Origin of the sequence: Virgibacillus byunsanensis (assembly GCF_042675965.1) — a bacterium.
Taxonomy (GTDB): Bacteria; Bacillota; Bacilli; order Bacillales; family Amphibacillaceae; genus Virgibacillus_R; species Virgibacillus_R byunsanensis.
The window spans coordinates 24,516-36,373 of record NZ_JBHTKJ010000043.1 but is presented as its reverse complement, the minus strand read 5'-3'; the positions used below and the strand labels follow the sequence as shown (position 1 = coordinate 36,373).

Sequence of the window (11,858 nt, the reverse complement as noted above, 5' to 3'; positions counted from 1 at the left end):
AAATCAAAGGAATGCTTGATAGATAAGCATTATTGGGTAATCAAAGAAATTCTATGAATAATTCAGGGATGATAAAGAAGAATTGGAAAATTTCCAATTAATAAAGCAAAAAGTTAAAAAGTTTGTACGAGGAAATGAGCAAAACTTTCGTCGTGGTATTGTGCTGTTTGCAACTGCGGACGAGGATGTATGGTTTGCTGATCGTGTTCAACTGCGATTGAAGACAGAATTTTATTGGCAGGAAACTCCAGAATTGGAACAGTTAAAAGAATTGAATGAAAAATATCCGAAATCTGGCATTATCCTTGTGCAGCAAAATGAAATAAAAGTAATAGATTCTTATCTGAATGAAATAGAAGAAACAGTTTCCTATGAATTAGATATTAACACAGATGATTGGCGACAAAAATTAGGTCCACGTAAGGCAAATACACAAATGGGGCCAGGTGCAACCAACCTCCAAGTAGATAACTTCCAAGCTCGTTATCAAGCAAATAAACAGCGCTGGTTCAAAAGCATTGCCCCAAAACTGGATAAGCGTGCAAAAGATCAAAAATGGGATAAAATTTATGTAGTAGGAGAAGTGGATTCCTCTTATGAACTAGAAGAACAAATGAATAAACCAGTAGATAAAGTGATTCATAAAAATATGTTAGATCATGAAGAATCCAAAGTGTTGGATGAAGTGTTTGGGTAAGTAAAAACCATACAGTAAAAAGAGCTAAAATTCCCGATTTAGCTCTTTTTACTGTAGTATATAAAGAACAAGAAAAACACTAACCAAGGATACTATTAGCGAGCTAAATATATATATGATTGCAGTACCGAATCTTTTTTCAATAATCAATTGTACGGTTTCATTTCCAAATGTAGAAAAGGTAGTGAACGCACCGAATACGCCGATACCTAAGAAGATCCATAACCAATTGGGAATGCTGCCTGATAGATGGAAATGAAATGTAGCAGCAAAAAGTATGGATCCTGTAATATTTGTTATCCAAGTACCTATGAGGCGTTTACTTGCTTGAATTGCAATGTAAAATCGTCCGATACTTCCTAGCATTCCCCCAACAGCTACTAAAAATATACTCATGACCTCGTTACCTTTTTATTTCCAATTGCTAGTTTGTATCCTGCAAAACAGCATAGTAATCCACCAAAAACACTAATGATTACATAAAAAATCGCTAATCCAATCTGAGTGGCACCCATTTCTATTGTTTCAACAGCGAATGTCGAAAATGTGGTAAAAGCACCAAGCATACCTGTTCCAAGGGCAGCAAAAACTTCAGGAGATAGTCTTTTTTTAATCGCTTCATGATGCAGTAATAAACTTAACAAGAAGCACCCAATTAAATTGACGGTTAATGTTGCGTATGGAAACCCGTTAACACTTTCGAAAAGGATCGATACACTATATCGTCCAACAGCACCAAACATTCCACCAATCCCAATTGCCATATATATTTTAAAACTTATATTCATGCGGTTTTACACCTTGGACATAGTCCATAGATTTCAAATTTATGGTCTTCGATTACATAATTAGCTAAAGAACTTTCTACTTCATCCATTGGACAAACCGAAATTTCCTTTGTTTTGCCACAATCCTTGCAAATAAAATGGTGATGGTGATGATGCGTACAATTGATTCGAAAATGCTTTTCACCGTTCAATTCTGTAGTTTCCAGAATACCAATCTCATCATATAAATGGAGGTTTCGATAAACAGTGTCAATACTTATACCTTCATAAGTTGCTTCTAAATGTTGTAATAAATCTTTGGCTGTACGATATCCATCAGATTCAGCAAAATAGGTTAGGATATCTTTACGCTTACCTGTTGTCTTATAACCATGGTCTGTTAGCTTTTTTATGGCATCATTTAAATTCATTCGGCTCCCCTCTCTCTTTTAAATATAAAAGTAAATCGATTGGCGCTAATGGAAAGTAATAAAATAATAATTGATATCATTACGATTGTACCACCTGGTGGGATACTGAAATAATATCCACTTATTAACCCTGCAATAACTGCTAACTCTCCAAAAAGAATAGAAAAAGTAATCATTTGTTTAAAGCTTCGGGCAAGTCGCATGCTTGCAGCAACGGGTAATGTCATTAAAGCAGATACGAGTAATACACCAACAATACGAATAGATGCAGCAATAACTAATGCAGTTAATACGATAAAAAGTAGGTGAATTCGTTTTGCATGAATACCGGAGACTGTCGCATGTTCTTCGTCAAATGAAAGGGTGAATAATTCTTTATAAAAGAGTGTGATTATAATAACTATAAATATAGAAATTCCTAGAATGGAAAGAAAATCATTTTGACTGACTGCTGAAACAGACCCGAATAGATAGTTAAATAACTCGGTATTAAAACCGTCTGCAAGGGAAATGAAAATAACGCTTAAGCCTACCCCGCCGGACAAGATAATAGGAATAGCTAATTCCTGATAAGCTTTATAGACTCCACGTAGTTTTTCAATCAAAACAGAACCAATGACCGAAAAAGCCATTCCACTGTATAAAGGTGTAATTATGGCTATAGCGAATTTTTTCTCTATCAACAAACCAAAAGCTATTCCAGCTAAGGTCACATGTGATAGAGCATCGGCAATTAACGATAGACGTCTTACAACGATAAAAGTGCCTAGTAATGGAGCTATAATACCAATTAATAAACCAGTTAAAAAAGTATGTCGTAAAAAATCATATTGAAAAAAGTCTGCTAACATAATAGCTCCCCCGCATTAGTGTTCATGTGTGACAATATTTACCGGATGTCCATAGAATTTCGATAAGTCCGACTCGGTTAAAGATGTGTATTCTTCCGGTTTCCCGTGAAAATGAAGTGTTTTATTTAAGCAAACAATGTCTGTTGCATGCTCGGTCATCGTTCCTGTATCGTGCGTTACGAGAAGTAATGTTATATTGCGTTCTTTATTTAATTTGTGTAAGAGTTCATAAAACCGTTGTACATTTTCGTAATCGACACCAACTGTCGGTTCGTCTAGTATTAATAATTCTGGATCATTTACTAGTGATCGTGCGATAAATACACGTTGCTGCTGACCCCCAGATAAGTTTCCAATGCTCTCATAGGCATATTCCTTTATTCCTACTTGATCAATTGCGTTTAAAATTTTCTCTTTATCTTTTTTGGTGAAAAACTTTAAGTAGCCAACTTTTGCAGTTAACCCCATGGAAACTACTTCATAAACGGTTGCAGGAAATCCTTTGTTAAACGAGTTGGACTTCTGTGAAACAAAACCGATGTTACTCCACGTTTTCACTTTTGAAATCGGCTTTCCAAAAAGAGAAATTTCTCCATCATCTGGTTTTAGAATTCCAAGAATCAGTTTGATCAAAGTAGTTTTCCCTCCACCATTAGGACCAACTAAACCCATAAAAGATCCACGTGGTATTTCAAAATTTATGTTATTGATTACTTGCTTTTGTTCATAGGCGTAGCTTATTTGCTTCATGGATACAACTGGTTCAGTCATGATTGTACTCCTCTCCGTTAATTCGTCACTTGATCAAGTACATCTAAATTCTGATACATAATAGAAAAATAATCTTTCTCTTTATCTATATCATTATCTGTTAATACAGAGAGATTATGAATTTCAAGGGTTTGGGCACCAATTTGGTCTTGGATGATTTTGGAGACATTATTGGTACTATTTTGCTCAATGATTATATATTCTAAATGGTGTTTTTCTGCTTGATCGATGATTTCTGTTAGTTCTTTTTGGGAAGGTTCACTACTTGATGATAAGCCATTTATGGCAATTTGTTCAATTCCGTAACGTTCTTCCCAATAACCGTATGCAGCGTGGGAAACTAGTATTTCTTTGTTTGTTTTAGATTGTAAGGTTTCCGTGAATTGTTCATCAAGTACTAGTAAATCTTCTTTAAGTGCTTGAAAGTTTTTATTGTAGAGATCGGATTTCTCTGGATTAAGCGTGATTAATTCGCTTTTTATAATGTGAGACATTTCTAGCATACGCTTTGGATCCAGCCAAATGTGAGGGTCAAGATCACCATGGTTATGTCCATCATCTTCAACTTGCCCTTCATGGTCTTCATGTTCTTCTTCATGGTCTTCGTGTTCATGTTCTTCATGTTCTTCATGTTCTTCTTCATGGTCTTCGTGTTCATGTTCTTCATGTTCTTCTTCACGTTCTTCTTCGTGCTCACTGTCTTCTTCATGCTCTAGATTCTCATCCACATGAAAAAGTTCTTCATGTTGTCCTAGTTCTACTAAACTTAAATCCTGTGATTCTAATGCGTCTGCTGCACTTTGGGCAAAACCTTCCATACCCGCACCCATATAAATGAAGGCATCACTTTTTGCAATAGTCGTCATGTCCTTTGAAGTTGGTTCATACGTATGTGCATCAACTCCTGGAGGATACAAAGACTTCACTGAAACGGAGTCACCGCCAATTTGTTCTACTGCAAATTGAATAGGGTAGATGGATGTATATATGGTTAGGTCTGAATTAGTATCCGATTCTTGGCTAGAAGGTGATGTACACCCGCTGAAGATTATCCCTGCTAATACTAATAAACTAATGATTTGTAAGAGTTTCATGATCATATTCCTTCCCGTAACTTTGTTTATACTTTTATATAATATCGTAACGATTACGATTTGTAAATAGGATTGATTACGATTTAATAGTTTGAAAATGTTGCTTATTTTGCCACCTAGTTAAAAGAATCATTTTAAAAGTTATATGCACGTAATTACAGTTTAATCAGTTGACTTATATACTATAGGGGGGTATAGTATAAGCCAGAAAGGTGAAAAGGATGTGATTCGTTTGGTTGAACAAGTAGATAAACACCCCGTAACACCAAGATCAAAGGATGAAAAAGAAGCTGTTGTAAATCGCTTAAAACGAATAGAAGGTCAAGTTCGTGGGATACAAAAAATGATTGAAGAAGATCGATATTGTGTAGACGTTCTGGTACAAATCAGTGCAATAAACGCAGCCTTGAAAAAGGTTGGATTCTCAGTAGCAGAAAGGCATACAAAGCATTGTGTAAGTTCAGCGGTCAAGTCTGGTGAAGGAAATGAAGCTATTGATGAATTAATGGAGGTTATGAAGCAATTTTCTAAGTGATAGGAGGGATAAAATTGAGCGATACAAAACAAATATCAGTTGGGGTAACAGGAATGACATGTGCAGCCTGTTCAACCAGAGTAGAAAAAGTGTTGAATAAAATGGACGGTGTAGATGCCAAAGTTAATCTAACGACAGAAAAGGCAACTGTTGATTATAATCCGGACTCTACCTCTGTTAATGATATTACGTCCAGAATTGAAAAATTGGGATATGGTGTACAGGTGGAGAAAGCTGAATTCGACGTATTTGGAATGACATGTGCTGCATGTTCATCACGCATTGAGAAAGTGTTGAATAAACAAACAGGGGTCAAGCTTGCAACGGTAAATCTTGCTAACGAAACGGCTGCAATAGAATATAATCCTGGCCTGATTGAAGAAGCAGATCTTATTGGCAGAATTCAGAAGTTAGGATATGACGCAAAGGCAAAAGCTGATAAAGAAACAAAGCAATCTCAAAAGGAAAAGCAGATTAAGCGAATGCAAATAAAGTTACTTATTTCTGCAATTCTCTCTATTCCATTATTAATTACGATGTTAGATCATCTGATGGGATTGTCATTGCCAGATATATTGATGAATCCATGGTTTCAATTTTTACTTGCTACACCGGTTCAATTTGTAATCGGTTGGCAGTTTTATGAGGGTGCATACAAAAATCTACGTAATCAAAGTGCTAATATGGATGTGTTGGTTGCACTCGGTACTAGTGCTGCCTACTTTTACAGTTTATATGAAGTAGGTAAAACTATTGGTAATCCGGGTTATATGCCGCATCTTTACTTTGAAACAAGCGCTATATTAATCACCTTGATTTTATTTGGGAAATATTTAGAAACAAGTGCAAAAGGAAAAACGACACTTGCTATATCAAAACTGCTTAATTTACAAGCAAAGCAAGCACGAGTTATTCGTAATAATGAAGAAGTCATGATACCAATTGAAGATGTAGTATCTGGGGATCGGATCGTTGTGAAACCAGGCGAGAAAATACCTGTAGATGGTATCGTTAGGAAAGGACGAACATCTGTAGACGAATCAATGATCACAGGTGAATCTATACCAATTGAAAAAGAACTGCAAGCAAATGTTATTGGAGCAACGATTAATAAGAATGGCACCATCGAAATGGAAGCGACTAAGGTTGGTAAGGACACAGCACTTGCTTCTATTGTGAAAGCTGTTGAGGACGCTCAAGGTTCTAAAGCTCCAATTCAGCGTCTGGCCGATGTGATTTCAGGATATTTTGTTCCAATTGTGGTGGTCATTGCACTTATCACATTTACGGTATGGATCATGCTTGTTTCACCTGGTAACCTGGAACTAGCATTAACTGCTTCCATTGCAGTTCTTGTAATTGCCTGTCCATGTGCATTAGGTTTAGCTACACCTACTTCTATTATGGTAGGTACAGGTAAAGCAGCTGAGAGCGGAATCCTGTTTAAGGGTGGGGAGCATTTAGAACGCACCCATCAATTAGATGCCATTATTTTTGATAAAACTGGAACTATTACAAAAGGAAAACCTGAGGTAACTGATTTCACCGGTGATAATAAGGCACTTCAATTATTAGCAAGTGCTGAAAAGGGTTCTGAACATCCATTAGCGGAAGCAATTGTGACCTATGCAACTGAAAATAAGGTTGAAATTATAGGTGCCGATGAGTTTACAGCAATACCGGGGCACGGTATCAGAGCTAAAGTTGCAGACGATCAGGTATTAGTAGGTACACGTAAGTTAATGGTTGAAAACGAAATAGATGTTAGTGATGTAGAAACTGAATTAATCGAGTATGAAAAAAGTGGTAAAACATCGATGCTTATTGCGGTAAATGGACAATATAGTGGAATAGTAGCTGTAGCAGACACCGTAAAAGAATCAGCTATTGAAGCTGTTCGACAATTGAAGGACCAAGGTCTCGACGTTATCATGTTAACCGGTGATAACGAACGAACAGCAAAGGCCATTGCGAGTGAGGTTGGTATTGACCAGGTTATTGCACAGGTTTTACCTGAAGAAAAAGCGGATAAAGTCAAAGAGATCCAGCAACAGGGTAAAAAAGTAGCAATGGTTGGTGATGGAATTAATGATGCCCCCGCACTAGCAATTGCCGATATTGGAATTGCCATCGGAACAGGTACAGAAATTGCAATAGAAGCAGCAGATGTAACCATTCTTGGTGGGGAGTTATTGCTGATACCAAAAGCAATAAAGTTAAGTCATGCTACCATTAAAAACATCCGACAAAACTTATTTTGGGCATTTGCTTATAATAGTGCCGGAATTCCGATTGCTGCTATTGGCTTATTAGCACCTTGGATTGCAGGTGCAGCAATGGCTTTTAGCTCTGTGAGTGTTGTTTCCAACTCGCTTAGATTAAAGCGAGTTAGAATATAAATAAACTTTGAAAGGGGATAGAATCATGCAAACCACTTTAGATGTAAGAGGAATGACTTGTGGACACTGCGAAAAATCAGTGAAAGACGCACTAGAAGGTTTAGAAGGTGTAAATGGTGTTGAGGTAAACCTCGGCACTGGAAAAGTTGATGTTACGTATGATGATGCACATGTAACTGTGTCTGATATGCGTGAAGCAATAGAAGATCAAGGCTACGACGTTGTAGCGTAATAATAAGCTGATTTCCTTTTGAAAAGGAAATCAGCTTTATTTCATCTAGGAAATTATAAAAGGCTTCCGCCATTAAGGCTTGGAGATAAGCTAAGTTTTTTAATGAGTAAAGAAAGAATCACTTGAAAGTTAAGTATATCTATTTACAGAATCAGCCACGTTCAGCTTCGACGTACAGGACAAGGAAGGCTTCGACAGCGAAACATCGTACACGTTAAAACGAACTCCTTTTTCGAGGACGTACTAGTGCCGATGAAGCCACAGGATAAGGAATGCTTCTCTGAAAAAGCATCGCACGTAGAAAAAGCGTTTTTCTTTTGTAAGGACGTGGCGTTTTCGTCGGCCAACGCTTAGACACTTGAGACATAAGCAGTTCGGCTTGGGTAAAGGCATCCACATTCCGCGACTTGCTTATGTTTGTCGTGTCTTTCAGGGCGAATACGCTTTTGTTCACAAAAAAACGCATATATTTAGGAAAAATATATACTCCTTTTCGTCAAAAAGTGATAAAATAGTTTTATATCTTTAACTTTATCTATTATATATAGAAATAATTTTTATTTGGGGGTAATGGCGTGGAACAGCTTATGCGTAACTTCTTTTTGTTTTTATCGAAAAATAAAACGCTTACAAAACTGGCAAAAAAATACGGTCTTCGTTTTGGGGCAGCACGATTTGTGGCGGGTGTCGATATTGACCATGCAGCAAGAAAAATTAAAGAAATAAACGAGGACGGATTTGTCGTTACAGTAGATCACTTGGGAGAGTTTGTTGACAATGAAAAAGAAGCAATTGAATCTGCCGATGAATGCGTTCATGCTATTGAAATAATAGCAGAAAAAGGGCTTAATTCCGAGCTATCTTTGAAGATGACCTCTATGGGACTAGATATATCCCGTGAACTAGTAATGACGAATTTACGTAAAATTCTAGATGCTGGTCAAAAGCATAATGTAATCGTAACAATTGATATGGAAGACTATGAACGTTGCGAGACTACCTTAGAAATATTTAAAGAACTTAGAAATGAATACGATAATGTAGGGACTGTTTTACAAGCATATCTATATCGAACAGAAGAGGATATTCAAGAATTAGACGATTATAATCCATATCTGCGTCTTGTAAAAGGTGCGTATAAGGAATCACCAGAAGTTGCATTTCCAGAGAAAAAAGATGTAGATGAAAACTATAAAAAGCTTATTGAAATGAATCTCTTAAACGGTAATTATACTGCAATTGCCACTCATGACGATGCCATAATTGATTATACAAAACAACTAGAAAAAGAACATAATATTCCTAGGGATCAATTTGAATTTCAAATGTTATTTGGAATTCGTATCGAACTACAGAGTAAGCTCTTAAAAGAAGGATATAAAATGCGCGTTTATGTACCATATGGGAATGATTGGTATGGGTATAATATGCGACGATTAGCTGAACGCCCAGCGAATGTAATGTTCGTGCTTAAAGGAATATTAAAAAAATAATGCTTTGCGATCGTTTGGACTACATTCGATCGCAAAATAAATTAACAGAATTTACATGATATTTATTGCGAAATATCAGAATATAATTTATAGTAATAACTAGATGGATAGGCAACTATCTTTTATTTTATACTTAAAAATGAATGAGTATTCATTCAAACAAAGATAGGGGGATAAAACATGAAGCAAACAATCAAGCGCGCTGCAGTGCTAGGCTCTGGTGTTATGGGGTCTGGAATTGCGGCTCACTTGGCTAACGTAGGTATTCCGACGATTATGCTTGATATCGCACCGCGTGAGCTAACAAAAGATGAAGAGAAGAAAGGTTTAACATTAGCGGACCGGACTGTACGAAATCGTATCGCCGCACAAAGTAAAAAAGCCTTGTTACAACAAAAACCGTCACCAATTACTACTAAAAAGAATCTTGAATTAATAGAGGTAGGTAATATGGATGACGATATGGAGAAGCTAGCAGACGTTGACTGGATCATTGAAGTAGTAGTTGAAAACCTGGATATAAAGAAGAAGGTATTTGCAAACGTAGATAAATATCGTAAAAAAGGAGCACTTGTTAGCTCTAATACATCAGGAATTTCAGTTGAAGATATGGCTGCTGATCGTTCAGAAGACTTCCGCAAACATTTTCTGGGAACGCACTTTTTCAATCCGCCACGTTACTTAAAGTTACTTGAAGTTATTCCAACTAAAGATACCGATCCAAAAGTATTGGAGTTTATGAAAACATTTGGAGAAGATGTTTTAGGTAAAGGTGTTGTAGAAGCTAAAGATACACCTAACTTTATCGCAAATCGAATTGGCACATACGGTTTACTTGTAACTGTCCAAAAGATGCTTGCAGGCGGTTATAGTGTCGGAGAAGTAGATTCTGTAACAGGACCAATGATAGGACGTCCGAAAAGCGCAACATTCCGCACATTAGACGTAGTTGGTTTAGATACATTTATCCATGTAGCAAAAAATGTCTATGACCAAGTGGAAGGCGCAGAAAAAGAAGTATTTGATATACCTGATTTTATGTTAAAAATGCAGGAAAATGGATGGCTTGGTTCCAAAAGTGGCCAAGGATTTTTCTTGAAGAAAAAGGGAAAAGACGGAAGTGCCATTTATGAATTGAATCCAGAAACACTAGAATACGAGGATCGCAAAAAACTGAAAACTGCTGCAACGGAAATGGCAAAACAAGAGAAAGAATCCCGTTGTAAATTGAAAGCGCTTGTATCTGCTAAAGGAGATAAGGCAGGTGATTTGGTCTGGTCTATTATCAAACCAGTTTTAATTTACGCAGCGGATTTAATAGGTGAAATAGCTGATGATATCGTTTCTATCGACCAAGCAATGAAATGGGGATTTGGTTGGGAAATCGGTCCGTTTGAAACATGGGATGCAATTGGAGTGCGTAATTCAGTTGAGCGTATGCAAAAAGAAGGCGAAACAGTCCCTGAATGGATTCTTAATCTATTAGAACAAGGTTATGAATCCTTCTATAAAACAGATAACGGGAATGTGTACTATTATGATAATGGTGAATATAAACAACAAAATTTCAACAAAAAAGAAATCAATTTAAAACGTTTAAAAGACGTAAGAGGTGTTATTAAAAAGAATACTGGTGCTAGTTTAGTAGACTTAGGTGACGGTGTTGCAGGACTTGAGTTCCATTCACAAAGCAATGCAATTGGTCTTGATATCATTCAAATGGTGAATTTCGCAATAGAAGAAGTAGGCAGAAATTACAAAGGGCTAGTTATCGGAAATCAAGGTAATAACTTCTGTGTTGGGGCTAATTTAGGAATGATGCTCTTAGAAGCACAAGATGATAACTTCTTTGAACTCGACATGGTTGTAAGGCAGTTCCAGAACATGGCAATGAATATTAAATATTCCGAGAAACCAGTGGTTACTGCACCATTTAATATGACTCTTGGTGGCGGTGCTGAGGTGTCATTACCAGCAGCGGCAATCCAGGCATCAGCTGAAACTTATATGGGACTTGTGGAGTTCGGTGTAGGATTAATTCCAGGTGGTGGAGGTACGAAAGAACTTTACTTAAAAGAACTTCGTAATCTGCCAGAAGGTGTAGATTTTGATTTAACGAAAGTTGCAAATGATGTATTCGAAAAAATCGCAACAGCAAAAGTTTCAACGTCGGCAGCTGAGGCACGTGAAAACGGATTTTTAAATAGCAAAGATTCCATTAGCGTAAATCCAGACCACTTGTTATACGATGCTAAAGAAAAAGTATTAGCATTAGCTAACGCTGGCTACCAAGCACCAAAGCGTGAAAAGGTTCCAGTAGTAGGTGAAGCGGGTTATGCTGCGATGTTACTAGGTGCAAAAACGTTGAGATTTGGTGGATATGCGTCTGAACATGATGTGAAAATAGCGGAAAAGTTAGCGTATGTTTTATCAGGTGGTCGTATTAAAGAAGGAACATTAATTGATGAACAAGTAATACTTGATTTAGAGCGTGAAGCATTCCTCAGCTTAATCGCTGAACCGTTAACACAACAACGAATGCAACACATGTTACTAAAAGGAAAACCACTACGTAACTAATTAGAAGA

General features: G+C 36.8%; 12 protein-coding genes. 6 read left to right on the top strand and 6 right to left on the bottom strand.

Annotated elements, in window-relative coordinates; all coding sequences use genetic code 11:
• Positions 1 to 82 precede the first annotated feature (82 nt).
• Positions 83 to 697, top strand: coding sequence for a VLRF1 family aeRF1-type release factor (locus ACFQ3N_RS14925; protein WP_390363338.1), 615 nt, complete (start codon positions 83 to 85; stop codon positions 695 to 697).
• Between the two features lie 48 nt (positions 698 to 745).
• On the opposite strand, the gene ACFQ3N_RS14920 is transcribed toward ACFQ3N_RS14925, so the two are convergent.
• Genes ACFQ3N_RS14920 through ACFQ3N_RS14895 form a run of 6 tightly spaced genes read right to left on the bottom strand, consistent with a single transcriptional unit; the run spans position 746 to position 4,611 of the window.
• Positions 746 to 1,093: a fluoride efflux transporter FluC gene (locus ACFQ3N_RS14920; RefSeq protein WP_390363337.1), complete on the bottom strand. Its 348-nt coding sequence runs from the start codon at positions 1,091 to 1,093 to the stop codon at positions 746 to 748.
• The gene (crcB, locus tag ACFQ3N_RS14915; protein ID WP_390363336.1) at positions 1,090 to 1,485 is read right to left on the bottom strand and encodes a fluoride efflux transporter CrcB; all 396 of its coding nucleotides are present in this window, start codon (positions 1,483 to 1,485) and stop codon (positions 1,090 to 1,092) included. The genes ACFQ3N_RS14920 and crcB overlap by 4 nt, the downstream gene beginning before the upstream one ends.
• Positions 1,482 to 1,895, bottom strand: a complete 414-nt coding sequence (locus ACFQ3N_RS14910) for a Fur family transcriptional regulator (RefSeq protein ID WP_390363335.1) — start codon at positions 1,893 to 1,895, stop codon at positions 1,482 to 1,484. The genes crcB and ACFQ3N_RS14910 overlap by 4 nt, the downstream gene beginning before the upstream one ends.
• Positions 1,892 to 2,746 carry a metal ABC transporter permease gene (locus ACFQ3N_RS14905; protein ID WP_390363334.1) on the bottom strand — a complete coding sequence of 285 codons (855 nt, stop codon included), beginning with the start codon at positions 2,744 to 2,746 and terminating at the stop codon, positions 1,892 to 1,894. The genes ACFQ3N_RS14910 and ACFQ3N_RS14905 overlap by 4 nt, the downstream gene beginning before the upstream one ends.
• Positions 2,747 to 2,761: 15 nt before the next feature.
• Positions 2,762 to 3,517, bottom strand: a complete 756-nt coding sequence (locus tag ACFQ3N_RS14900) for a metal ABC transporter ATP-binding protein (protein ID WP_390363333.1) — start codon at positions 3,515 to 3,517, stop codon at positions 2,762 to 2,764.
• A gap of 17 nt (positions 3,518 to 3,534) precedes the next feature.
• Complete coding sequence (locus ACFQ3N_RS14895) at positions 3,535 to 4,611, bottom strand: metal ABC transporter solute-binding protein, Zn/Mn family (protein WP_390363332.1); 1,077 nt, start codon at positions 4,609 to 4,611, stop codon at positions 3,535 to 3,537.
• 232 nt (positions 4,612 to 4,843) lie between these two features.
• On the opposite strand from ACFQ3N_RS14895, the gene ACFQ3N_RS14890 reads away from it, so the two are divergent.
• The 5 genes from ACFQ3N_RS14890 to ACFQ3N_RS14870 all read left to right on the top strand — a co-directional run bounded on the left by ACFQ3N_RS14890 (position 4,844) and on the right by ACFQ3N_RS14870 (position 11,850).
• Positions 4,844 to 5,146, top strand: coding sequence for a metal-sensing transcriptional repressor (locus tag ACFQ3N_RS14890; RefSeq protein WP_390363331.1), 303 nt, complete (start codon positions 4,844 to 4,846; stop codon positions 5,144 to 5,146).
• Between the two features lie 14 nt (positions 5,147 to 5,160).
• The gene (locus ACFQ3N_RS14885) at positions 5,161 to 7,545 is read left to right on the top strand and encodes a heavy metal translocating P-type ATPase (protein WP_390363330.1); all 2,385 of its coding nucleotides are present in this window, start codon (positions 5,161 to 5,163) and stop codon (positions 7,543 to 7,545) included.
• Positions 7,546 to 7,570: 25 nt separating this feature from the next.
• Complete coding sequence (gene copZ / locus ACFQ3N_RS14880; RefSeq protein ID WP_390363329.1) at positions 7,571 to 7,777, top strand: copper chaperone CopZ; 207 nt, start codon at positions 7,571 to 7,573, stop codon at positions 7,775 to 7,777.
• Between the two features lie 575 nt (positions 7,778 to 8,352).
• Positions 8,353 to 9,270: a proline dehydrogenase family protein gene (locus tag ACFQ3N_RS14875; RefSeq protein ID WP_390363328.1), complete on the top strand. Its 918-nt coding sequence runs from the start codon at positions 8,353 to 8,355 to the stop codon at positions 9,268 to 9,270.
• A 180-nt stretch (positions 9,271 to 9,450) separates the two neighbouring features.
• Positions 9,451 to 11,850 (top strand): 3-hydroxyacyl-CoA dehydrogenase/enoyl-CoA hydratase family protein, encoded by a 2,400-nt coding sequence (locus ACFQ3N_RS14870; RefSeq protein ID WP_390363327.1) that lies wholly within the window; start codon positions 9,451 to 9,453, stop codon positions 11,848 to 11,850.
• Positions 11,851 to 11,858: the final 8 nt, after the last annotated feature.